Source organism: Fictibacillus aquaticus, assembly GCF_002245695.1.
GTDB lineage: Bacteria > Bacillota > Bacilli > Bacillales > Fictibacillaceae > Fictibacillus > Fictibacillus aquaticus.
Genome location: NZ_NOII01000001.1, coordinates 1,002,148 through 1,025,569 on the forward strand (window position 1 = coordinate 1,002,148; position 23,422 = coordinate 1,025,569).

Below are 23,422 nucleotides of genomic sequence, written 5' to 3' on the forward strand. Positions count from 1 at the left end.
CATCGTAAGTTTTTGCATCTTCGGCAGTAAGAATGGTTTGCGAGTACGACTTTTGACGGAGAAAAAAAGAAAAAGAAGGTGGATGCCTTCTTTTTCAATGTTTCTAGATATCGTCCAGTTCTAGTACTTCACCAGTGTCCGCAGCCACCCCATACTTGCAGTCCAGTTTACCGCTAAAAACATGGCGATTTTGTCTGGCATCATACACATAGTACGGCTTGAGTTCAAGATAAGGCTGCAGCATGCGGAACGCTTCTTCTTTTGTAAGTGTTGGTGCTGCGCCAAGCTCTAATTCTCTCAGCATTTCTAACATAAAATCATTGTCGGCCATCTGAAGGACTGATGTTCCATCACTTTTGAGAAACAGCCTCTTCCACTGGGATATGGCTCTTCTGTCATCCGGCTTCTTTAGGAGCGCAACGATATAACCGCCGTCTCGCAGGATGTGAATTAAATTCCAAACTCCCGATTCTTTTGGAAAATGATTTTGCATGAATCGCACAACAGCGTGCTTTACATTTTCAATTTCTTGCTGCGTTATGGGTACGAGGTCAGGGTGAAGACGATTTTCAAGAACATGCTCGATCGGAACCGTTTCATGATCCCAGGCCAGCGGCTTAAGAGCGATTTTTTCGACAGTTCCGCTTTCTTCCCACCTCACGTTTTCATTTATGCTGACGGTCAATTGCTTATCAGTATCGTATGTAATCCGTGACTTATCCTGATTTGTGACAAAGACCTCTTCCACCCCATACAAGGGGATCCATCGATTACACTTTTGTGAAGGAAAATCATAAAACTTCAGCTGTTCATAGAACACGTCGCTCAGATTTTCCGCTTTCAAGGTGAACTCTTCTTCCACTGCTTCACTATCATTTGGAAAGAATCCTGATTTTGAGAACAAGATCACATTGCCTTGAGCGTCCTTCTCCACCATTATGGTCCCGCCTGGATACACGGGTATCCCATTTACACATGCTGAATACTCGAACTTCTCTTCATTTTTGCTCGTGCATGTAAATTGGCTCGTATGAAGACCGGTTACCTCTAAGATCCACTGCTCCACATCATCAGCCTTAAGACGCGAACCTTGGCTCTCTGTAAAAATAATGTGGTTGAATTGTTTTGTATGCATGTCAATCTCGACCGCTGCAGTACCCGATGGATTCAGATCCCCTTTCTTCCGTTTATGAATTCCAAGAGGAAACCATTCCATCGATAAAAGATAACGAGTTTGATACAGCGCATCTTTCTTACGGTAAATTTCCCAAGAAAACAGATGATGCTTATCTAACCGTGCTGTTTTTCGTGCCTTTTCTATTAATTCCTCTATGAGCGGATGCATGTCTTGGCCTCCTGTAACATTATTGAAGGGGTACGGTACCATTCACAAATTTAGCCGTTACTTCGGCATAGTTGTGAAATGGTACCGTACCCCATAAAGGTTTTTCTCGCTATCTTTCGTTGCCGCGCTTGAAGTTGCCTGTCACTTTTGCCATGATCAGCTGACGCTCTTTCTCATCTGCGGCACTCTGTATTCTCTCTATGAACTTCTGCGCTTCTTTCCCTTTCAGAATCTTCACTTGCTTGCCGTACCACTCGAGAAAGACCGTGCCATTTTTCGATGCAGAATAAGAAAAAAATTCTTCATCCAGTTTGCCTCTTTTATCGACGCTCATGTTTTCACCTCATTTGTTCTTCCATGTTCAATCACTGCTGTCCCGGCTATAAATATATATTTTTACCGAATCTCCATTTGATGCTTTTTCAACAATAGAGGAAGCTTTGCTGAACTGATTTCTTTCCAATAGCGCAATAGATGGGTAGTTTTCCGAACTTGTATAGGCTTCCAATGTTTTCAGATTCATCTCGTTAAATCCGTATGCGGTTACTATCTCTAAAGCTTCAGACATGATTCCTTTACCAATGTTTCCAGGATATAATCCATATCCTAGTTCTGCCTTCTTTTGTTCTATAGAGATATTCCAAATAGAAATAGTGCCGAGTATTTCACCTGTGCTTTTTTCAGCAATCGCCCAAATCATCCATTTGTTGTTACTTACGCCTTCATTCATTCGAGTAATATAATTCTTTGCTTCTTCAAGTCTTGTATAAACCGGCATATCGACATATTTGAAATTTTCTTTATTGGACTGGTAGTTGAAAATGATATCTGCATCATGTAAATCGAGCTTTCTTAAAGATAATCTTTCTGTACTTAATGCCGGAAAAGGGTCGAATGTTAATTGATTCATATAATCCCTCCATAGATTTAATGAACTTCTGCAACAAATGTATAAGATACTTCACCTTCATGCCACTTGGCCAGAACTTCATAAATGTATTTGCCTTTTGCTGCCGGTAGTAAGAACTGTTTCTCTTTTAGAGGGATTTCTTTTTCCCGTTCGCTTTTATTCCACAAAAAAACCGTGAGCTCGGGGTTTTCCTCTATTTGAATTTCGATCCTTCCATTGGAAGTTAAATGAATTGGCTTTATGCTTTCAGCCATCTGGTTTGGTGAGGCATGGTCAGTTGTCACCACAGCAGTATCCGTGCCATTCTTCCATTCCCACCGATAGCCCCCTCTTTCTAATTCGTACATTTCGCCATCAGCTTTAACAAACCCTTCCATTTCTGGGGGCTGTTTTTCAAGTTCTCTTTTAGGAGAACAGCCATTTATAAGAATCAAGGAAAATACTATAATAACAATAACTAATATTTTAATTTTCAAAAAAACACCTCCCTTTTTACTACTAGACGAATGTAAATTCTGCTAAGTTTCAAGAATCATAAGGAGTGAGAGTAAATGATCAAACAATTCACAGTGAATATGACTCCGTTTAACCGACTGCGGACAGTGAGGGTGTATGTTCCCAAATCATACGAAACAGATACTGACAAACGCTATCCGGTGCTTTATATGCATGACGGGCAGAATCTTTTCAAAGACGAGGATGCAAGTTTCGGTGTTTCATGGGGAATCTCAGATTACTTAGACATTGCAGAGATTGACTTGATTGTCGTCGGTCTCGACTGCAGCCAGGAAGGTTATCAGCGGCTCGATGAATACGGACCTTGGGTGAACAAAGATGTTGGGAAAAAGCTGATTGGCGAGGATAAGCCGTTTGGCGGCGAAGGTGAAGAATATATCGACTATGTCACACACGAACTGAAACCGATGATCGATGCAAAATACCGTACACAGCCAGATAACACTTTATTGGCAGGCAGCTCGATGGGCGGACTTATTACCACCTATGCGGCGTGTAAATATCCGCTTATCTACAAACGGGCGGCTTCGGTTTCTTCAGCCTACTGGTTCAGCCAGGAGTTGCTGGAGTCGTATATACAATCGAACGATTTGACCGCAGTTGAACGGTTTTATCATGATGTTGGAACGAAGGAAAGCTCCTCAGATATCAGCAGCCAGGATTATATCAATTCGAGCAAAGCAATAGATGAGCTGCTGCAGAAAAAAGTATCCGATTGCCGTTTTGAGATCGTGGAAGGCGCGGAGCATAATGAAGCGGCATGGCGGGAGAGGTTTCCAAGGATTTTGGACTATTTGATGAAGTAAAAACAAATAATGAAGGAGTGTTCTTGATGAGTGAAATGATCTTTCTAGACCCGCCTGTTTTAGAGAATGAAAGAATTAAATTGGTTCCCTTACAAAAAGAATATGCTCCCGAATTGTTTGCGATAAGCACGCCAGATATCTGGTCCTACATGTTTGGAGAAATCAAAACAGAGGCCGAAATGATCAGGAATGTTTCCGATAAATTGGCGCTTCGCGAGCAGGCGAAAGCCTTGCCTTTTACCGTAATACTTAAAGAGACCGGTGAAGTGGCTGGAACGACAAGTCTTTATCAAATCGATTTTAACCAAAAGTCTTGTGAGCTGGGAGCTACGTGGTATGCTACTAAATTCCAGCGCACTTTTGTCAATTCGGATTGTAAATATTTATTATTAAACTATTGTTTTGAGGAATTAAAGTTTATCCGCGTGCAGATAAAAACAGACGAACGGAATGTCCGTTCTCAAAAAGCGATTGAACGCCTCGGAGCTGTGAAAGAAGGGGTACTCCGCAATGAAAGAATACTCGAAAGCGGGTACATTAGGAATTGCGTCTTGTATTCTATTACAGATGGTGAGTGGCCATCTGTGAAACAAGGGCTATGCGATCGGGAAGCAAAGTATCAGACTACTTAATTCGACCACATCAAGGCTGTACTTATCTCGGATACACAATGATCAAAAGCCTGGCTGCACCAGGCTTTTTCTTTTGAATCTACATATATAGATGATAATAAACTAAACAAATTGCGCAGGCTGCCCATGAAACAAGGGAAAACATGGTGACGATCATATTTTCGGACCAGCCATATTTAATTCCATAATGATAATGGATTGGTGTAAATTTAAATAATCTTTTCCTGGTTCTCTTAAAGTAGGCAACCTGTAAAATGACGGATAACTGCTCTGCGAGATAAATAATAAATAGAACAGGAATGAGAATCTCAACTTTTTCAATGATCGCCAGAAAGGATAGTGATCCCCCTATTGCGAGTGATCCCGTGTCACCCATAAAAGCCTTAGCAGGATACAAATTGTAGATTAAGAAACCTAGAATAGCCGCAATCATGACCAAACAAAAAATCTTGACCTCTGCATACTCGCTGATCACAAAGAAAAAGAAATAGGTAGGGATGGCTACCATTCCTAATAGCCCGTCCATTCCATCGGTGAAATTAATCGCGTTCGCCGTTCCTACAATAAACAATGTGATAACCACAAAATATAAACCATACGGCAAAACAATTTCTAGTGATTTTGTTATTTGAATGCTAGTATCTAGCTCAAATAAATTTACGGATGCGAACAAAAGCAATATAGTGAATCCAAATTGAAAAATCAGCTTCGTTTTACCAGAAACCCCTCCAGGATCTTGTTTAGATGCTTTCCAATGATCATCAAGAAAACCGATAAAACTAAATAACAAAAACGTAGTTATTAGAAAAAGCATGACTGGACTTTGATTATAATAAAATGCAACTGCAATCCCAACTAGGAAGACGCTGCCGAGCATCAACGGAGTTCCTTTTTTCTCTTGATGATCTGCTGGAAGCTCAGCACGTATCGGCTGGGTCCATTTTAATTTTTCCAAAATCAAAATGAGGACAGGTGCAATTAAAACGGTCATGATAAAGGTTATAGCGGCTGGAGTTAGTTGAGAAAACAAACTTTAACCTCCCTTCAATCTCTCAATCATAGAAAGATTCGATAGAACCTTTAAATGTCCTTGTATAAACATCAAAAAAAGACCAGATTTCTGTCTGGTCTTTTCTTATAGTCTTAATCAACTTTAGAAGCCGATTGTTTCATTGCAAACACTTGCTATTTCTCCCAAAGCTCAATTAGGCGACCTTCAGGATCTTCAATCCAAATAAACTTTCCATATTCACTAACCTCTTTTTTCTTTGCCAGTGGTATACCCAATTGTTCAAGATGGTTAATAGTTTCGTCAAGATTATGTACTTCGAAATTTATCATTACTTGTTGGTCTAATGGAAAATAATTGTCATTCTCCGTAAAGAAAGAGAAAATTGTTTCATTTCCTGATTCAGGTTTTATCATAGTCCCATTCCAATTTTCCATATCAAGCTTCAATACTTCACTGTACCATTTTTTCACAGCTTCAAGATTCTTCGTTCTCCAAAATATACCTCCGAAACCTTTTATCATTTTATCTCACTCCTGTCTCTCTTAAAATTTCGCTTATCTCTTTTTTCAACAAACTTGCTTTTTAGTTAAAAAAATCTAAATTATTCAAGAATGTTACTTAGAGAATATTCAATCCCACGATTTTCATCCCAAGCTCGATGAAGTTCTTGCTGACGTAATGCTAAATCGCTAAATGGCATAGCAGTTACAGAAATCTTATCAAATTTATGCCTAAAGTGATTTCCCTGTTTCATAATTCTCATGGCTCCTAAATAATCATCACTCAACGCCCAAACAACTCTTTTTATATCTGCTAGAATTAACGCTCCAGAACACATCGGACAAGGTTCAACGGATGTATATAAAGTACAAGTGTTTTTATATTCTGGCTTAAGTAATAATGGTCCAGCTTTCCGTATAACATCTATCTCCGCATGAGAAGTAGGATCCAAATCAGAAAAGACATGATTTCTACCTTTACTAAGGATATTTCCTTCACTATCAACTAAAACTGCACCTATAGGATACGTTCCCTCCTTAAATGATATCTCCGCTTCCTCCAATGCAAGTTCCAAAAAATAACGATCTAAATCCAATATTCTCACCTGCCCTACTTGATTCTCTTTTACATTCCTTACTTTTTATTTAAATTACACCGTTCCTTTTAAAACATATGGAACAGCTGGCTGAGAGGAAATGCTTTCCGTCCAGCTCTCTCCGCCAAATATGAACTTCTTTGCTTCTGTCATGTCCATCCATACCACTTCTTCAATTTCATCTGGCATGGAGATATGAATATGTCCGCCAGTAACTTTTCCGACAAACGTGAAAAAAACAGCGTGATGCCCTCTTTTTTCGAAAAACGCTTCACATATATTCAGCAGCCCGCCGACTTCAACACTTAGTCCAGTCTCCTCCCGCGCTTCACGTATAGCAGCTTCCTGCAATGTCTCGCCTTTCTCGACTGCACCGCCGGGCAAGGTGAAATAAGAACCATCTTCTCCTCTATTTTTCACCATCAACACCTTTTCACTTGTTTCATCAACAAGCACGGTATAGGCGACATCTACCCTTTTCATTTTATTCACACCCTCTTATTCTTTGAAACGCACTTCCAGTTGTTCCTTCAGCTAAACGCTGGCGTATCAGATCGGCACATTGTTTCGAACTTAACATGGAGGTGTCGACCTTCAAATCATAAATTCCCGGTTCATGGACGAGCTGCTGCCAGCGCTGTACTGGCTTTGGTACAGCGCCATCCGCCTCATAACCTGCACCCCACGTTGCAATTCGCCTTTCCATAATTTCCTCGATAGAGCACCGGACTCCTACGAACAGCACGTCATGATCTTTTAAACTAGCAGCACATTGCGTAAGAATGTCCCGCGAAACGGAATAACCATCATGATGACCAACATCAGTTACGACGTTTAGCCCGGTTGAACTGATCGCAGCAATCGCTTTGTACATTGCATCATACATTTTCATAATAGCTGGCTCAAGATCCGGCCGTTCTCCGCCTGGACGCAAGCCGATGCCAGGCTGCAGATGATCTGGCGTCATTTTCATGAATATATCGACTCCAAGATTCATCCACACCCCTTCAAACGAGTGCTGAATTTCGCGGACGATGCTCGACTTCCCGGAACGTGGTGCACCGTTAAGGATGATGATTTTCCCTTTACTGTCCATTTCTACAGATCCTGCCACTTGTTCCATTCTTCTTTATCATTCACGCTGTAAATGCTGTTTTCGCGGTTCACATATCCGTTGATGACGAACTCTCTCCTGATCGTGCAAAAGTCATCATGAAATTGTTTAATAAACTCATTCACTTCTTTTTCGTTGTATGTTTTGGATGGATCAAGTTTTGCGACCATATGCTCAAGAATAACTAGCTTCTTCTTTTTCTGGCTTGGAATACTTTTCAGCCTGCCATCTGCACCTGTAAAATTACGCAATATTGAATCTTGAAAAGCTTGTTTCTCCATGTGATGTCTCCTCCTTTTAGATGAAAAAGAGGCTGTTTCAAATCAGCCTCTCACGTTACTCAGATGTTCTCTTATCCACTGCACAAACGCTTCGTTTCCGCGTTTCTCGGCAATCGCCGCTGCACTTCCCTGGCCGCCGTCAGCAGTCAAATCAGCACCGTGCCGAAAAAGTACGTTCGCGATCTCAATGTTTCCTTCAAAAGCAGCCGACTGTATCGGTTTGTGGCCCTCGCTGTCAACCGCGTTTACGTCAGCACCATGTTGGATAAGCAACGCCACTAATTCAACAGACTGCCTGCCAGCGATCGCTGCATGAAGAGCCGTGTTCGAAGGGATAAATGGGAGCTGTGAGTTCGATATCGCGTTGATGTCCGCACCGCCTGCCAAAAGTGCTTTTATCACATATGTGTGTCCGAAATGCGCAGCCAGCCCCAGCGCAGTCAGGCCATGCTCGTTTTCAGCATTCGCCAATGATGGATGCTGCTTGAGTTCTTTTTTCACGTATTCATGGTCGCCGCTTTCCACTGCCTGAAAGAAATCTTTATTCATGCTAATACTCCTCCAGTATTGAATAATCTTTCTAGTTTATTCGACAGGGAGTTCTCTTTTTCCTTTATGACGGCGTTTATGCTGCCTCGCTATAAGATCCTCTGCTGCCCCTGAACCGAAGATGACGCCTGCGAGGATAAGTAGAAACCCGAGAACCTGCACAGCTGATATCACCTCATCGAGAAGCACAACAGAACTTAACAGAGCAAAACATGGGTTTAAGTTAATAAAAATAGATGCCTCTGCCGCACCGATCACACCCATCGCTTGGTTGTAGAGCATATGACCCATCGCAGTAGCGACAATTGCCGAGGCAAAGAAAACTGCCCATAACTGCGGCGTTCCGTGCGTCATGCTTTCAAGACCAGCAGGCTCCTGAATTAGACCGATGACGAATAGCATCGATGAACCCATCAGCATCATATAAGATGTGATCAGTCTCGCATCCATCGTGGCGGTAAGCCGTTTTACCATTATAAAACTGACTGCCTGAACGAGGACACTCAGAAATACGAGCAAATCACCTGGCGCGATGCCTGAAACGGACGAACCTTGAAGGACGATGAAAGACACACCTGTAAAGCCGAGCAACAGTCCGAGACCACGCAGAACAGTGAATTTTGTTCCTAGAAACATCACTGCGAGCACAGTTGTCCACAGGGGTCCGGTACCCAAAATCAAACCGCCGTTTGTCCCGCTCGTTCCTTTTAATCCAATTGATAAAAAATAATGATGTGCCAGGACGTTAAAGATGGAAGCGATGAACACATACTTAGCTTCTCTTGCTGTCGGTAGCCGCAGCTTTTTCGCAGCCGCCATAAACAAAAACACAGCCAGTCCGGCTGTAAACACACGCAGCGCCGTCATCGTCACTGGTGCAAAGTTCGTCACAAGAACTTTTGTTGCGGGCACGTTAATGCCCCACACAATCATCACGGCCACAAGAATACAATACGTCTTCACATTTTTCACAGTGTGCACTCTTCCTCAGATGTTTCTATAGTTTTCTTATGATAACAAAGAAAACTTAGCTGACGGGATGTTTTTTCGTCAGCTTTAGTTGAACTTGTACTATATACCTAAACTTTTGGGCTGCCTCAGTTCCTCATCTATGTAAAAAGTTATATATTTTATAGTACAAAAAAAGGGAGGCATCCGCCCCCTTTTTGCTCGCAAAAATATAGAATTATAAAATGCCAAGAATGTCATCCGGCTCGTATGCCATATAGTCCGGTGACTCCTTCTTCACGTGCTCGATATGCTCATAGCCCCAGCCAGCCCAAATGACCTTAACGCCTGTTTTCTTGCACGCTACTACATCACGCACTTCATCGCCGACATACATAACTTCATTCGCTTTTAGATTAAAGGCTTTTAGAAACTTCTTGATTACCTTGTCTTTGCCGAACAGCGAGCTTGAACAGAACACATCATCAATATAATCAATGCCCTGCATGTTTAGAAAATCACGGATGTTTTCTTCTTCATTAGAGGAAATGACCGCCAGCTTATAGCCGCGGTTCTTCAGTTCCTCAAGTGTTTCTTTGATTCCAGGAAAAAAGAGGATATCCCTGATTCCCTCCTTGTAATACTTAAAAAGCTGAGGCGCGTATATCGGCAGCTTATAGATTGGAAACTTGAGCGCCTTGCACCGTTCGAGAACAGACATCTCCATTAACTCATCGATCATATCTGCTTTCATCGGCAAAAATCCATGTTTACGTGCAAGCTGATTGTAAGCCGAGATTACAGCCTCTTTAGAATCAACGAGCGTTCCGTCAAAATCAAAAATGATATATTCGTGCATGGTGCTGTCTCCTTTTTCAGTAGCGGTCTAAGTGAGCTTCATCACTGAATTTGGTACCGTACCCTCATTATGTAAACCATTATAATTCATAATTATGGAAATGTAATCCATTTTAAAGGTTGAATAGAAAAATGGAAAAGCAGAGGCTGCTGCCTCTGCTTTTTTTAAAAGGGTGTATCTATGCGGGGAGTACCGTACCCGGTTAGTTATTCACTTTGCTCGGCTGGATAAGAGCTGTCATTTCCGCCAGCTGCTTCGCAAGCTCAGCTACACGAGTCTTCGCAAGTTCATCTGTGAGCACGTTGCCTTCGTCGAACGCCACCGGGTCAGCGACATACTGATCGGGCAGAACGAGGCTGTACAATCCGCGCAATACGGTACGAAGGTTCGTCATCGCGTTCATGCCGCCTTTTCCGCCGCCAGCTGCGACCGCGATCGCGGATGGCTTGTTTTTAAAATATTTACCGCCAAGAAAATCGAGTGCGTTCTTCAGCGCGCCGCTCATTCCGCTGTGGTATTCTGGCGTCGTGACGAAAAATCCGTCCGCTTCTTCGGCATATGCTGCCAGTTTCTTTACCGTCTCGTTATCTGCTTCAGACGCGTCACCGGTAAACAGCGGCAAACGGTCAATTCCTACATCAAAATAAAGCACTTCAACATTAAGCTCTCTCAATACTTCAGCCGCATACTGCGCGACGCCTCTTGTTCTTGATTCAGCCGTAGGGCTCCCTGCAATCACCATAATTTTCATAACGGATACCTCACTTATTCTCTGATGGATTCTAATACTATCATATCCGGCTCGAGGTTTCTAAGCCTCATGATAACGATGGATTTATAAATGTAAAAAAGTCCTGCTTTTGGACAGGACTTTCTCGGTCTAAAGGCTGAGACCCTCTTATGAGTCAAAAACTTCAATCAGCTGTTTTGTGTACGGATGCCTTTGCGGCGAGAACAATGCTTCGCGTCTAAACAAGTCAAGCAGTTGCCCGTCCTTCATCACACCGATGCGCTGGCTCATAAAATTCACAGCGGCCAGGTCGTGTGAAATAAACAAATAGGACAGACCCAGCTTTTCCTGCAAATCCTTCAGCAAGTTCAGCACCTTCGCCTGCACTAAAACATCCAGGCTTGCTGTAGGCTCATCAAAGACAATGAGCCGTGGTTCAACGCTGATAGCGCGTGCGATGCTGACACGCTGCTTCTGTCCGCCGCTCAGCTGATGCGGGTATTGATCCAGGCAGCCACCGGGCAGGCTGACCATGCTGAGCAGCTTATCTCCCGTTTTTCTTCGGTCATGACAGACGTCTGCCAAAAAAGATGGAAGCAGATGCTTCTGAGCATCAAGCGGCTCGAGCAGCGAGTCGATAATCCGCAGTTTTGGATTGAGAGAAGCAGATGGATTCTGCAGCACAGCCTGTGGCTTGTCACTCAGTGTGATCTCACCATCACTAATCTCCTGAATCCCAAGAATGCATTTTGCTAGTGTGCTTTTCCCGCTTCCGCTCTCTCCTACAATTCCAAGACACTCTCCTCTAATAATGGTAAAAGAAACTGAATCGAGTGCAGCTCTGCTGCTGCCAATGTAAGTCTTCGCCGCATTCTTTACTGCTATAACAGCTTCCTTCATTTGAGCCCCTCCTTTAAGGCTTCCCGCCCTAGCCGGACCGGAACATTGCAAAGCGGCGGTAAAGCCGAAACGAGCTGTTTCGTGTACTCATGCTTCGGTTTTGCCAGCACATGGTGAGGTCTGCCTGTCTCCACTATTCTGCCATACTGCATAACAGAAACGGTGTCGCTGTACTTTTTCACGGTACGAAGATCGTGGGTGATGAACAAGACTCCGCAGCCGGTTTCGCTCTGCCTCTTTTTTAAAAGCTGCAGTACGGCCGTAGCTGTAATGCTGTCTAGTGCAGTCGTCGGTTCATCGGCAATGATCAGCTTCGGCTGTAACATGGTTGCCATTGCGATTGCTGCGCGCTGCACTTGTCCACCGCTAAGCTGAAAAGGATAGCTGCAGAACGTCCTTTCGGGCGGAAGCCCCACCTCTTCAAGCGACAGGAGTGCTTTTGTCTGCCGTGCTTTTTTCGGCAGATCTGTATGCGTACACAGCATTTCATCAAACTGGCTGCCAATCGTCATGAACGGAGTAAACGAGCCTTGATAATCTTGAAAAATATACGAAATTTTTTTTCCGCGCAATAGCCGCATTTTTTTATGGCTAAAGGTTAGCAAATCGATTCCTTCATAAAAAATAGAGCCTTCAGCTGACAGCTCGTTCGGCAGCAGTCCAGCTATCGAGAGAGCAGTGACGCTTTTTCCGCTTCCGCTTTCCCCTGCCACCGCATGCCATTCTCCATATGCTAAGGCTAGACTGACTTTGTCTACGATACATCTCTTTTTATGATAGATGGACAGTCCGTTCATACTGAGGAGCATCTTCACTGTCCTCCTTTCTGGCTTTTTACATCATAATGATCACGCAGGAAATCTCCCGCAAGGTTGGAGAGAAGGACGACTAGCATAATGCATACTCCAGGAATAATCATCAGTTCAGGCTTATGATAGAAAAACGCTTTGCCATCGTTCAGCATCGCACCCCATTCAGGTGCTGGCGGCTGTGCACCTAGTCCAATGTAGGACAATGCAGCAATCATGAGGATAACTTTTCCAAGATCAAGTGTAGCAAGGACAAGGACATTGCCCGCGACATGGGGCATCATATGTTTCCATAGAATACGCATCGGACCCAATCCGTTGATCTTGGCGAGGATAATGTAATCCTTTTGCTTCTGTGAAAGCACCGTCCCGCGGACGAGGCGGGCATAGCCGACCCATTTCACCATGACAATCGCGAAAATAAGATTCAGCATTCCCGGACCGAGAAGTCCGCTCAGCACGATAGCCACGATATAATCAGGAAACGCCATGAACGCGTCGATAATTCTCATAAAAATCCGGTCAAACCTCCCGCCTGCATATCCTGAAATAAGACCTGCAGGTACACCGATCACAACAGCGGCTCCCAAAATCAGCAGACCGGTCCCGACGGTTGTTTTCGCCCCGGCTATTATGCGGGAAAAGATGTCTCTTCCGAGATGATCGGTGCCAAGAATGTGCCCAGCACCTGCGGGCAGCAGCCGTTCTTTCATGTTCACATGCAGCGGATCATATGGAACAATGAACGAAATTGCAGCAGCAAAGGTAAGTACCAAAATCAGCATTCCGCCAATGAGGAAAATGGGTTTATGAACGATGATCTGTTTCATGTGCTCCCTCCTTCTTTCAGCCGGATCTCAGGGTCCAGATACCTGTACGATAAATCAACAAGGATGTTAATGACTGCCACAAACAATCCCATGAACAAGATGTACCCTTGAATGACGGGATAGTCTCGTCGAACGATTGCATCGACAACCAGCTTTCCGATTCCGGGATAAGAAAACAGCACTTCAATGATCACTGTCCCGCCGAGCAGGCTCCCAAGGCTGACACCGAAAATCGTAATGACTGGTACCATGCTGTGGCGTAAAGCATGAAACCAAAATATTCGAAAGCTGCTTAATCCCCTTGCTTTTGCTGATATAACAAAATCCTGATTCAAGCTTTCAAGAAGACTTGACCGGAGCAGTCTCACATATACGGCTGCCATCGCCACTCCAAGTGTGACAGACGGCAGAATCAGATGAAGAATAGAGTCAGATCCCATTGACGGCAGCCAGCCAAGTTTCACCGAAAACCACTGTATGAGCAGCAGTCCAAGCCAGAAACTCGGTACTGATGCGCCGATTAAAGCGAAAAGACGGCTCACTTGATCGATCATCTTGTTTTTGTAAAGTGCAGATAAAGATCCAACAGGCACTGAGATCAGGGTCATGATCACGACGGAGCAGAATGTAAGTATAAGAGTTGCCGGCAATTTTTCCGCCAGTTCCTGTGTGACAGGCTGCTGTGTCATGTATGAGATGCCAAGATCAAACTGAAAGAACCGCACAAGCCAAAGCCCATATTGGACGATTATAGGTTCATTAAAACCCAGCTCTTCCCTCAGCTCTTCAATCCTTTCTTCTGAAACCGCCACATCGTCAATGTTCAGCATGTACCGGACAGGGTCACCGGGAGCAAGCTTCATGAACGCGAAGCTGATGAACGAAAGCACAAGCAGAAAAAGCACAAGCTCGAGCAAACGGTTTGCGATCATCTTCATGGCTGTATTACATCAACATCTTTCGTGAGGATATAATACTCGCTCTTGCTCAGCTTCCAGTTCTTCACTTTTTCGTTATAGGCAGCAAAATTGTTTGGATGAACGATAAAAGAATGCAGTCTTTCTTGATCGATGATTGATACCGCTTCTTCCGCCAGTTCGTTCCGTTTCTCTTCCTCAAGCGTTGCGTTCAGCCTAGAAATTCTATCTGTGAGCTCACTGTTGTCGATCTTGCCAGGATTGATCGCTCCGCCTTCCATATAAGCCGAGTTTAGGAAGTAGCTCGCATCACCGCGCGGGGAGGTGATTAAACTATATGTCGCCAGATCCCAGTCATCCTTTTTAGCGATGTACTCATCAATATTTTCCACCTGCTGAATCTCGATTTGGATGCCGAGCTGCTTCGCTTCCGATTGCAGCATCTGAGCGATCAGCGGAAGTTCTGGACGATAAGCATAGGTTAAGATTTTAAGAGAGAGCGGCTTGCCTTCCTTCACAAGATTGCCGTCCTTCATCTCATACCCCGCATGATCGAAATGCTCTTTCGCTTTTTCTAGGCTGTATTCTTTCTTTTCGTACTCAGGTGTAAACGGAAAGTCTGATAGAAACGGTCCATCAGCTGTATCAGCCTGGCCTGCCATAATGCTGTCCGCTGTTTCCTTTCTATCAATCAAGTAATCGAACGCTTTTCGGACGTGTTTATCCTTGAACACTGGATTAACATTGTTGTACATGAGCAAATGTGTCCGCAGACTTGGAACGACATCTGTTTTAATTGAATTGTCTGCTTTCAGGCTCTCGATACTTTCGATAGCCGGACGATACACGATATCCGCATCGCCTGATTGGAGAGCAAGCGTCCGTGCGTTAGCATCTTCATTAAATGTGAATACAGCGTGGTCGAGTTTTGCCTTTCCATCCCAATAACCGTCATATCGTTTCAGCTCAAGCTTGCTGCCTGCGCTGAAACCCACCGGCTCAAACGGTCCTGTTCCGACCGGTTTTTTTCCGGTATCCTTTTCGTCCACATCCAGAATAGCTGTGTTCGGATGAACGAGCTCAGATGGCAGATGAGGAAGAGGCTCTTGTGTGACGATTGTCAGCTTCTGCTTGTCTGCCTTAATTTCTTTGATCTTCAGCGCTGTTTTCATCGCTTCACTAACCCCAATGTTTCGCTGAAGTGATCGTTTCACAGCTTCTGCATCGAGTTTGTCTCCATTTTGGAACGTTACGTTCTCACGGATTGTGAAAGTCCACGTCTGTCCGTTATCCTTTGTTTCCCACTTTTCGGCAAGCCAAGGCTCAAGTTCAAGATCTTCGTTAATTTTTACAAGCGTTTCGTTAATACCCGCTCTCACCGCCGTGTAGTTTAGATGAGGATCTAATGTCTCACTTGGGAAATTGGAAAGAAACGTGATCTCTTTTTCCTCAGCATTTCCTCGTTTTTCATTTGAAGCTCCTTCAGATGAACAGGCAGTTAAAGCCAGCGCAGCGCTCAACACGAATCCTAACCTTTTTTTCCTCATAACTAATCCCCCACATAATTAGTAATCATTACGATTTACACACTAAAAAAATTTAAACTTTCCTCGACCGGAGCCGGCTGATCTGTATCTCCAACTGCTTTCTTCGTGATAAGAAGATGCAGGCAGAAATAATCAGCATACCTCCTGCCAGGGTTTGTGTGTCAGGTATCTCACTCCAAAACAGAAAACCCCACATTGCGTTGAACACGATGCCTATATAGCGCGTCACCTCGACTACGATTACGTTCTCATGAGTAAAGGCGCTCGTTAAAAAAAGCTGTCCGAGCAGAGATACGACACCGATGCACACAAGGTAAAACAGCTCCAGCGGCGATGGAACGATAAATGAGTTCCACATGAACGGCACACTGACGACGGTCGCAGTCGCCAAAAAGTAAAACACGATCTCATACGAATGATGGCGGCTGCTTAAATATCGGATCGAAGTTGCCGCACATGCCGCAAAAAAGGCGCTGAGTACGCCAACAAAGGCAAACATAGAATACGTTTCGAACTGCTGCGGCTTCACAAGCATCACAGCCCCAAGTATCACAGCCGGCAGAACGAACAGCAGCATCTTCGGCAGTTTCTCTTTTAAAAACACTCCGGCAAGCACGACCGCGAAGAACGGTGACATATGCGCCAGTATACTAGCGTCGGCAAGCGGAATTTTAGATATTGTATAAAAATAGGCGAGCAGGTAAAGCGCGCCAAACACTCCCCTGACCGCAAGCATCGGCCTTCCCGTTTTGGAAAATGGCATGTTCTTTCTTTTCATAAGAAACAAGATGATGATAGTTCCGATGATGCTTCTGAAAAAGACGGATTCGGCGTAAGGGATTGTCAGGCTGACTGCCTTTACGAGTGCGTTCATCACACTGAACACGAGCGATGACAGGATGGCTAATACAACACCGTTCTTCATGTATTGCACATCCTTTCTGATGCGATCGCCTCAATGTCGTGTGACCAAGTATCTTTAAAGATTTCAAGCGATACTTTATGCTTTCCATAGTGTTTCGCGAAATCATGAATATGCCGTTCATAGCCTTGCAGTAAGGCTGTAGATTCCGGCATGCTTAGCCCAGCTTTTTGAGCCAGACCGTATATGACTTTAAGTTTCCGGTAATCTTCATGTGGAATGCGGGGAACAGTCCATTGTCCCAGCTCGTTTTTACCGATTTTCCGATACGGAACAGCAGAAAATTCAAAGTACCGCCCTCGTTCATCCGGAGCAGAAAACGGATCAATCAAGATGGATGAGTAACGGATATACAGCAAATACTCCTGCTTCACTTCGTTAAATTCTTTGAATCTCTCAATATCATCGCGGGACAGCGACTCTTCAGGAACAGGATAATTGTCATCATTTAAGAACTGCAGCAGGTTCACAGGTTCAGCGCCAAGGTGTTCCACTAAGGAAGAAATCTCTTTCCAAAGCCTCACCATCGAACGAATCGTGTACTGCGTGATCGGCCCTTCTGGATACAGCTTGTACATAAACTTTTGATGCGCTGAAACAGGACGCAGAATTTCATTTAACGAAAAATCGTTTAAAAACAGCGGCGGATGAACGTAGGTCGTAATGTTCTTGCACTCGGCGGTCACCGGATCACGCACAGCTATTCCTTCCACATTGAAGCTTTTTAAAAAGCGCTGTACGTTTGGCACCATCTTACTCATCTCGTTTGAGCTTCCGATATAAATTCGTTTCTTCAGCGCTTTCGTATAAGCCGAAATGACAGACTCTGAATTTGTCAGCTTCGTTGCTCCGTAATATGAGGAAAAGCTGATGACTTCCGGATTGCGCAGGCAGTGGCGCACAAGATCGTTAGAGCCAATGTTCGGAGAGATCAGGATCACGGTACGAAGTTTCTGCCAGTCTGCTGCACCAAGCTTCTTTAGTACATCGTGATATTGGTCACACGGCGTGCAGAGGATGAGCGTCTCCCAGATGTCATCTATATCTTTCGGATTATCGTACAGCCGCTCTATTACAGCTGACCCTGAAAGCCGTCTATCGTGATCGCCTTGTACAGTAAGCTTTACTATGTTTTGGCTGTGATGCAGCTCTTCTGCCATACGGGAAGCATGTGAGCCGTGGCGGTTGTAGAGTGCAAGCTTTGTGCTCCACCCCTTCGACAGATGGACAGCGATTTGAATGGCTGCAGGACCGGCCCCAGCCAATAATGTGTTTCCAAATACATGGTGTTTGCTCACAAGTTCCCCCTTAAATGACTATTGTAGATGTATGTATTTTCTTTTTAAGCAAGACGGTGTCATAGATACCTTCTCCGCGTTCCGAACTGGCAACGCTCCAATCGTTAAGATTGTCCCGTTCAAACGGATAATTAAAAATAGACTTTAACCCGTTTCCGTACCGCAGGATAATTTTAGCTGAAGGCTGTACTGCTTTACGCAGACCATTCAACACATCTTTCTTGTTATTCACTAATGAGGCGATAAAAATATGTGTTGCTTCAGCAGTAAACGGAACCTCGTCTGCTTTCTCACTGGTAAACGTAACGGCTGATTGAAGCCCCGTCAGTTCAGCCACTTTCCTTCCGAGTATCAAGGCTTCTTGGTCGATATCGATACAGCAGACGGCCGCTCCCTTTTCACTCGCGATCGTCAGTGCCGATATTGGAAATGCACCTGAACCGATGAATACAACCTTTGAGCTACCATCCACTCCGAATTCCTCCAGCTCGTTTTTTACTGTTGATGCTAGTGTCTCGATATATTCGCTCACATTTAATTCATGGTTGCATGACCGTTTTGACTGATGTTTCTCCATGCTGCACGCTGCACGGACGGATGCGTCACGCACCTTTTCAGAATGAGAAACGATGAGCTCATCTGTACCCCAGCTATCCCAACGGCTGACGTTATCTTCACATGTCATGAATTGGTGAAGACTGTCCAGCTTCTCCTGCAGCAGATCAAAGCATTCTTCACATTCTTTTGAAAAAATCAGCAGCTCATTAATCTCATACTCCAGCGTTTTCAATGACAGCAATAATTCAAATCGTTCCTTCACTTGATCCTCCTTTTTAATCTTAAATCGTAATAATTACGTTTTAAACTTTATCATCGTCTTTTATTAAACGTCAATCATAAATTGAAAGATAGGTAGAAAGTTTCGGGACTACATCACCGCCAGAAAAAAAAGACCAGCGCTATTTTGCGCTAGTCTTCCTCCAAATTATTCAAACCACCCATTTTTCGTAGCCATGATCGCGGCCTGTGTGCGGTCATGCAAACATAGCTTGGAAAGAATGCTGCTGACGTGGGTTTTTACCGTTTTTTCTGTGATAAAAAGATCGGCGGCAATTTCTTTGTTCCCTTTGCCGCGGGTAATTTCACAAAGAACATCCCGCTCCCTTGCCGTCAGCGTCTGGAACAGCCGCTCATCAGGATTCTCTTTTGCCGCTGCGCTTCCCGTAAGTTCGCTCAGCAGCTGGGTCGTCGCCTCTGGATGCAGCTGCTTGTTCCCCTGATATACTGCCTTGATGCATTTGACCAGTTCATCCGGCTCAATGTCCTTCAGCTGATACCCTTCCGCTCCTGCTTTTAAAGCAGGCAGCACATGATCTTGATCAGAAAAACTTGTAAGAATGATAATCTTGATTTCTGGGAATCTCGCTTTGACCTGCCGTGTCGCTTCAATTCCATCCATGACCGGCATCGTCAAATCCATAAGCAAGATGTCCGGCTTGACTGTTTCGAGCAGGGTAATCGCCTCTTGGCCATTCCCCGCCTCAGCTATCACTTCAATTTCTGACTGCGTGCTCAGAAAAAAACGCAGCCCTTTTCGCACCATGTGGTGATCATCCACCAGCATTACGTTAATCTTCATTTTTGCTACCTCATATTAGGGAATTTATTACTTATTATACGTCAATTAAAAGGCCCCTGTATAAGGAATCTCCTTTTCGCCGGTTTCTGCGTTTATAAAAAAGTTTTCTCCATCCTCAATCTCAAAAATGTGGACTCTCACATACTTACCAGTAAGGGACGACAGAATTGTTTCGGTTTTATAAAATTCTAATTTCGCTGGGTCCTGGCGTCGTTCTTCTTCAACCAGAGCGAGTGCCTGTTTTTCAGCGTCTGCTTTATTGATCTTAATACCCGCATTTATTTCAGGACCTGCCTTAATGTATCCATTTAGCATATTAGCCGTCATATCCGTCAGCTCACCGGTCACAGCGTTCAGATGGATGACAACCGCATGACCTGCATCGTACGGCAGGAAGCTTAATGCCACACTATAGCTGTAAACATCCTCTGTAGAAGAAGAGTTATAGTTCATCCCTTCGTATACCATGCCGTATTTTATTTTGTCACCGAAAAGTCGGCGAGCATACTCTTCCGCGATCTGTCTTACTTCCTTCTCTTTTTTCAGCTTGCCTGATTCCGTCAGATCACCCTCATTTCTAGCATCCAAAATGTATCCAGAATACGCGTTCATCTCCCCCGAATACGTATGATCTTTGTTTTCTATCGTGTACCTGTAGTTTCCAGGTACGTCAGATGATGAAGAGATTCTTGCTTTTTCAAGACTGACGTCTGCGTTCTTCATCTGAAAAAAAGACTGCAGCCGCTTCTTCATTTCTTTCTGTGACAAAGGCTTCACCATATCAGGCGTCTTATGATAGGTGATGTAAAAATAACTTAGTTCATTCATCTTTTTGTAAAACATGTTTAATTCTTTAACATTCAGCAGCTCAAAGTAAGAGCTATACCCATGGTAGAATACTCTATCTATCTCCTTAACCACTTTTTTAAATTGACCGGTATGCTGTTCCATCTCCTTGTACGCTTTTTCATCCTGATCATTCCACATATTATTTTGACGGCGATAGACCATAACCTCGATCATTTGAAAATACGTATCTGAGTTCAGTACATGCCAATTATCCATATTTCTTTTTTGTTCTATCCAATTATAATTTTCCTCCATTTTTTGCACGTCCTGATTAATTCCGAAATACTCATCGCTCCAAAAATTGATCTGCGGTTTGTCATCGCTTACAACATTGTGAGTCATCTGTTCAAAAAATTCAGCTGATCTATACAAGTCATTTCTGCCATCAATGATCCGTTCACGTGAATGTGCATAGTCCTGAACCAAAGAAGAAACGATGACGATCACTAACAATGCCGCAATTACCTTCATTCTCCTCAGCTTAAATCGCAGCTTCATCTTCTGATCAAGTTCAGCGGTCGGAGCGATTTCCTCTTGAGACGCAAAATAATCGTGCAAATCACCGCCGCCGATTTCGTAATACTCCCTACAGCTTTGGCAGGTTTTCAAATGTTCGTCTATTTTCTTCATGACGCTCGGCTTCAGCCCGCCATCTTCATAAAGCGGCTGCAGCTCCTGAATCACATCACAATCATGCTTCATTTTTCTGGTCCCCCTGTGTTTCATGTATGTAGTACTCTTTAAATTTTTTCCGTGCCCTAAAGATGCCAACTTTCACTTGTGCTTCTGGCATGTTTAAAATCAGGCCAATCTCACGGTACGTGAAAAGATCCTTGTCACGCAGCACGATAAGCGTGCGTTCCTTTTCTGTCAACTGGCTTAAGATGTGCTGGATGAACAGTTTCTCGTCTAGTGAACCTTGCTGGTTTTCCGAGTCTGCGTACATCCGTTCCGAGAAATCCGTTTGCTCCTCAAGTGCGCTCGATTTCTTTTGTACATGATCGAGATACGTGTTTCGGGCGATCCGGTACAGCCAAGTCTTGATGCTCGCCTCGCCGCGGAAAGACGTGAACATGCGGAACGCTTTTAAAAACGTATCGTGCGTCAGCTCTTCTGCCGTATGCTGATGGAATGTGAGCTGCAATAAATAATGAAAAATACTTGTTTTGTAGAGATGATACATCTCCTCCAACGGGTCGTTCATAACGTCTCTCCTCTCGCCGGTTAGACAGACGGGCAAGGTATATGTAAAGTTACATAAATTAGAAATATATTTTTGGGGTAAGGTACCATTTCCAATGAAACCGCCCACTGTGCGGAATCTTCCGAAATGGTACCGTACCCCCATTTTTATCGGCTAGTATTCACACAATTATCATCCCTTTATCATTTTTCCACTATTGTGTAATTCTTCCTTTCTATTACTATCAATAATAGGCAGAAATCTATCATTTACAGGAGGAAGTAAAGTGAACTTTATAAAAAAGCGAAAAAAGGCATTCATCTTTTTATTGTTATTCGCAGCTTTTATTTATTTAAATAATACATCTCTCTTTATTAATAACGATGGAGAGGAACCTCTGCTTCTCGCCCACCGGGGGATGGGACAAACGTTCACAATGGAGGGCATTACCGGAGAGACATGCACCGCGGAACGAATTTTCAAGCCTGAGCATCCTTATCTCGAAAATACGCTTCCTTCGATGAAGGCCGCGTTTGAGGCGGGAGCTGATGTGGTGGAGCTGGACGTAAAGCAGACCAAGGACGGGCAGTTCGCAGTGTTTCATGACTGGACTCTGGAGTGCCGGACGAACGGGAAAGGCGTGACAAAAGACTACACGCTTGCTGAACTGAAGAAACTGGACATCGGCTATGGCTACACGGCAGACAACGGAAAGACATTTCCTTTCCGCGGAAAAGGCGTGGGACAGATGCCATCGCTAGAAGAGGTTTTTACTGAGTTTCCTGGACACCCTTTTTTGGTACACATTAAAAGCAATGATGCCCAAGAAGGCATAAAGCTCGCTGAACATCTGTCCTCACTGCCTGAAAAACAACTCAGCAAACTCACCGTTTACGGTGGAGATAAACCTGTTGCGTCGTTGAAAAAAGAAATCCCAGACATGCGCGTGATGTCAATGGCCACCTTAAAAAGCTGCATGCTTCCGTATATCGGAACCGGCTGGACAGGCTTTATGCCTGAGGCGTGCAAAGACACCCAGCTGCACATACCTGAAAAATACGCGCCGTATATGTGGGGCTGGCCGGATAAATTTATTAAGCGCATGGAAAAGGTAAACACAAGGGTCATTGTAGTTGCCGGAGACGGCGGCTGGTCGGAAGGATTTGATTCTGCGGAAGATCTTGAACGTCTGCCATCTGACTTCAGTGGGGGGATTTGGACGAACCGGATTGACCGCGTTGCACCTTTGTACAAAAAGTAAACAAGGTCATCGAGTACCGTACCCCAGTGGTATAATGAGAGTGACAGGAGTTGACCGAGCTTGAACCCATTCACACAAAAAGCAGTTAACATTATACATGAGATACCGCCAGGCAAAGTAATGACTTACGGCCAGATCGCGGCGTTTGCCGGCAGTCCACGTGGTGCGCGACAAGTGGTTCGCATCCTGCATTCTCTCAGTGAGAAGCATCATCTGCCTTGGCACCGGGTTATCAATGTCCGCGGTGAGATCGGTTTCAAAGATGAGGAAAGTTTCTTGACGCAAAAGAGTCTCCTCGAAACTGAGGGTGTTATCTTCAAGAACAATAATACGGTTGATCTGGAAAAACATCTCTGGCAGCCTGACATGAACGAAAACTTTGATGATGTGATGTGAAATTATGAAGCTGCTTCCAAGTGTACCATGACTTTGGAGGCAGCTTTTCTATTATTAGATTTAACAAATGTAT

At 44.2% G+C, this 23,422-nt stretch carries 29 protein-coding genes; 4 read left to right on the forward strand and 25 right to left on the reverse strand.

The annotated features are described in order from the left end of the window. Positions 1–103 precede the first annotated feature (103 nt). The 4 genes from CGZ90_RS05210 to CGZ90_RS05225 all read right to left on the reverse strand — a co-directional run bounded on the left by CGZ90_RS05210 (position 104) and on the right by CGZ90_RS05225 (position 2,731). Positions 104–1,345 (reverse strand): hypothetical protein, encoded by a 1,242-nt coding sequence (locus tag CGZ90_RS05210; protein ID WP_094251253.1) that lies wholly within the window; start codon positions 1,343–1,345, stop codon positions 104–106. 109 nt (positions 1,346–1,454) lie between these two features. Next, entirely contained in the window at positions 1,455–1,679 is a 225-nt protein-coding gene (locus CGZ90_RS05215; protein ID WP_094251254.1) for a hypothetical protein, read from the reverse strand. 27 nt (positions 1,680–1,706) lie between these two features. Next, on the reverse strand, positions 1,707–2,255 hold the full coding sequence (locus tag CGZ90_RS05220; RefSeq protein ID WP_094251255.1) for a GNAT family N-acetyltransferase: 549 nt from the start codon (positions 2,253–2,255) through the stop codon (positions 1,707–1,709). 17 nt (positions 2,256–2,272) lie between these two features. Beyond that, positions 2,273–2,731: a hypothetical protein gene (locus tag CGZ90_RS05225; RefSeq protein WP_094251256.1), complete on the reverse strand. Its 459-nt coding sequence runs from the start codon at positions 2,729–2,731 to the stop codon at positions 2,273–2,275. A gap of 75 nt (positions 2,732–2,806) precedes the next feature. Here CGZ90_RS05225 and CGZ90_RS05230 point away from each other — a divergent pair, with 75 nt between their 5' ends. After that, the gene (locus CGZ90_RS05230) at positions 2,807–3,577 is read left to right on the forward strand and encodes an alpha/beta hydrolase (protein WP_094251257.1); all 771 of its coding nucleotides are present in this window, start codon (positions 2,807–2,809) and stop codon (positions 3,575–3,577) included. A 26-nt stretch (positions 3,578–3,603) separates the two neighbouring features. After that, the gene (locus CGZ90_RS05235) at positions 3,604–4,209 is read left to right on the forward strand and encodes a GNAT family N-acetyltransferase (RefSeq protein WP_240515347.1); all 606 of its coding nucleotides are present in this window, start codon (positions 3,604–3,606) and stop codon (positions 4,207–4,209) included. A gap of 79 nt (positions 4,210–4,288) precedes the next feature. On the opposite strand, the gene mraY is transcribed toward CGZ90_RS05235, so the two are convergent. From mraY to CGZ90_RS05340, 21 genes are all read right to left on the reverse strand, one after another. Beyond that, the gene (gene mraY / locus CGZ90_RS05240) at positions 4,289–5,200 is read right to left on the reverse strand and encodes a phospho-N-acetylmuramoyl-pentapeptide-transferase (protein ID WP_094251798.1); all 912 of its coding nucleotides are present in this window, start codon (positions 5,198–5,200) and stop codon (positions 4,289–4,291) included. A 194-nt stretch (positions 5,201–5,394) separates the two neighbouring features. Then, positions 5,395–5,742 (reverse strand): VOC family protein, encoded by a 348-nt coding sequence (locus tag CGZ90_RS05245; RefSeq protein ID WP_094251258.1) that lies wholly within the window; start codon positions 5,740–5,742, stop codon positions 5,395–5,397. An 80-nt stretch (positions 5,743–5,822) separates the two neighbouring features. Further along, positions 5,823–6,326 carry a nucleoside deaminase gene (locus tag CGZ90_RS05250; RefSeq protein ID WP_094251259.1) on the reverse strand — a complete coding sequence of 168 codons (504 nt, stop codon included), beginning with the start codon at positions 6,324–6,326 and terminating at the stop codon, positions 5,823–5,825. A gap of 45 nt (positions 6,327–6,371) precedes the next feature. Then, positions 6,372–6,800, reverse strand: coding sequence for an NUDIX hydrolase (locus tag CGZ90_RS05255; protein WP_094251260.1), 429 nt, complete (start codon positions 6,798–6,800; stop codon positions 6,372–6,374). 1 nt (position 6,801) lies between these two features. Then, positions 6,802–7,440 (reverse strand): chloramphenicol phosphotransferase CPT family protein, encoded by a 639-nt coding sequence (locus tag CGZ90_RS05260; RefSeq protein WP_094251261.1) that lies wholly within the window; start codon positions 7,438–7,440, stop codon positions 6,802–6,804. Continuing rightward, the gene (locus tag CGZ90_RS05265) at positions 7,416–7,712 is read right to left on the reverse strand and encodes a DUF2087 domain-containing protein (RefSeq protein ID WP_094251262.1); all 297 of its coding nucleotides are present in this window, start codon (positions 7,710–7,712) and stop codon (positions 7,416–7,418) included. Before CGZ90_RS05265 ends, CGZ90_RS05260 begins: the two co-directional genes overlap by 25 nt. 42 nt (positions 7,713–7,754) lie before the next feature. After that, entirely contained in the window at positions 7,755–8,261 is a 507-nt protein-coding gene (locus CGZ90_RS05270; RefSeq protein WP_094251263.1) for an ankyrin repeat domain-containing protein, read from the reverse strand. 36 nt (positions 8,262–8,297) lie between these two features. Continuing rightward, positions 8,298–9,233 carry a DMT family transporter gene (locus tag CGZ90_RS05275; RefSeq protein WP_094251264.1) on the reverse strand — a complete coding sequence of 312 codons (936 nt, stop codon included), beginning with the start codon at positions 9,231–9,233 and terminating at the stop codon, positions 8,298–8,300. A 214-nt stretch (positions 9,234–9,447) separates the two neighbouring features. Beyond that, complete coding sequence (locus CGZ90_RS05280) at positions 9,448–10,068, reverse strand: HAD-IA family hydrolase (protein ID WP_094251265.1); 621 nt, start codon at positions 10,066–10,068, stop codon at positions 9,448–9,450. Positions 10,069–10,270: 202 nt separating this feature from the next. After that, positions 10,271–10,819, reverse strand: a complete 549-nt coding sequence (locus tag CGZ90_RS05285) for an NADPH-dependent FMN reductase (protein ID WP_094251266.1) — start codon at positions 10,817–10,819, stop codon at positions 10,271–10,273. A gap of 147 nt (positions 10,820–10,966) precedes the next feature. Further along, a complete protein-coding gene (locus tag CGZ90_RS05290; protein WP_094251267.1) occupies positions 10,967–11,698 on the reverse strand; it encodes an ABC transporter ATP-binding protein in 732 nt (243 codons plus the stop codon). After that, positions 11,695–12,507: an ABC transporter ATP-binding protein gene (locus tag CGZ90_RS05295; protein ID WP_094251268.1), complete on the reverse strand. Its 813-nt coding sequence runs from the start codon at positions 12,505–12,507 to the stop codon at positions 11,695–11,697. Before CGZ90_RS05295 ends, CGZ90_RS05290 begins: the two co-directional genes overlap by 4 nt. Before the next feature lie 2 nt (positions 12,508–12,509). Beyond that, positions 12,510–13,337, reverse strand: coding sequence for a nickel transporter permease (gene nikC / locus CGZ90_RS05300; RefSeq protein ID WP_094251269.1), 828 nt, complete (start codon positions 13,335–13,337; stop codon positions 12,510–12,512). Further along, positions 13,334–14,275: a nickel ABC transporter permease gene (gene nikB, locus CGZ90_RS05305; protein WP_094251270.1), complete on the reverse strand. Its 942-nt coding sequence runs from the start codon at positions 14,273–14,275 to the stop codon at positions 13,334–13,336. Before nikB ends, nikC begins: the two co-directional genes overlap by 4 nt. Further along, the gene (gene nikA / locus CGZ90_RS05310; RefSeq protein WP_094251271.1) at positions 14,272–15,801 is read right to left on the reverse strand and encodes a nickel ABC transporter substrate-binding protein; all 1,530 of its coding nucleotides are present in this window, start codon (positions 15,799–15,801) and stop codon (positions 14,272–14,274) included. The genes nikB and nikA overlap by 4 nt, the downstream gene beginning before the upstream one ends. Before the next feature lie 52 nt (positions 15,802–15,853). Continuing rightward, positions 15,854–16,726, reverse strand: coding sequence for a DMT family transporter (locus CGZ90_RS05315; RefSeq protein ID WP_094251272.1), 873 nt, complete (start codon positions 16,724–16,726; stop codon positions 15,854–15,856). Then, positions 16,723–18,021, reverse strand: a complete 1,299-nt coding sequence (locus CGZ90_RS05320) for an opine metallophore biosynthesis dehydrogenase (RefSeq protein WP_094251273.1) — start codon at positions 18,019–18,021, stop codon at positions 16,723–16,725. The genes CGZ90_RS05315 and CGZ90_RS05320 overlap by 4 nt, the downstream gene beginning before the upstream one ends. A gap of 10 nt (positions 18,022–18,031) precedes the next feature. Beyond that, complete coding sequence (locus CGZ90_RS05325) at positions 18,032–18,841, reverse strand: nicotianamine synthase family protein (RefSeq protein ID WP_094251274.1); 810 nt, start codon at positions 18,839–18,841, stop codon at positions 18,032–18,034. Between the two features lie 165 nt (positions 18,842–19,006). After that, positions 19,007–19,660 carry a response regulator gene (locus CGZ90_RS05330; RefSeq protein WP_094251275.1) on the reverse strand — a complete coding sequence of 218 codons (654 nt, stop codon included), beginning with the start codon at positions 19,658–19,660 and terminating at the stop codon, positions 19,007–19,009. Positions 19,661–19,705: 45 nt separating this feature from the next. After that, entirely contained in the window at positions 19,706–21,211 is a 1,506-nt protein-coding gene (locus tag CGZ90_RS05335; RefSeq protein WP_094251276.1) for a zf-HC2 domain-containing protein, read from the reverse strand. Then, positions 21,201–21,713 (reverse strand): RNA polymerase sigma factor, encoded by a 513-nt coding sequence (locus CGZ90_RS05340; protein WP_165766777.1) that lies wholly within the window; start codon positions 21,711–21,713, stop codon positions 21,201–21,203. The genes CGZ90_RS05335 and CGZ90_RS05340 overlap by 11 nt, the downstream gene beginning before the upstream one ends. 265 nt (positions 21,714–21,978) lie before the next feature. Between CGZ90_RS05340 and CGZ90_RS05345 the strand changes: the two genes are divergently transcribed. Continuing rightward, positions 21,979–22,953 (forward strand): glycerophosphodiester phosphodiesterase family protein, encoded by a 975-nt coding sequence (locus tag CGZ90_RS05345; protein WP_094251278.1) that lies wholly within the window; start codon positions 21,979–21,981, stop codon positions 22,951–22,953. 60 nt (positions 22,954–23,013) lie between these two features. Further along, the gene (locus CGZ90_RS05350; protein ID WP_094251279.1) at positions 23,014–23,349 is read left to right on the forward strand and encodes an MGMT family protein; all 336 of its coding nucleotides are present in this window, start codon (positions 23,014–23,016) and stop codon (positions 23,347–23,349) included. The last annotated feature ends 73 nt before the right edge of the window (positions 23,350–23,422 follow it).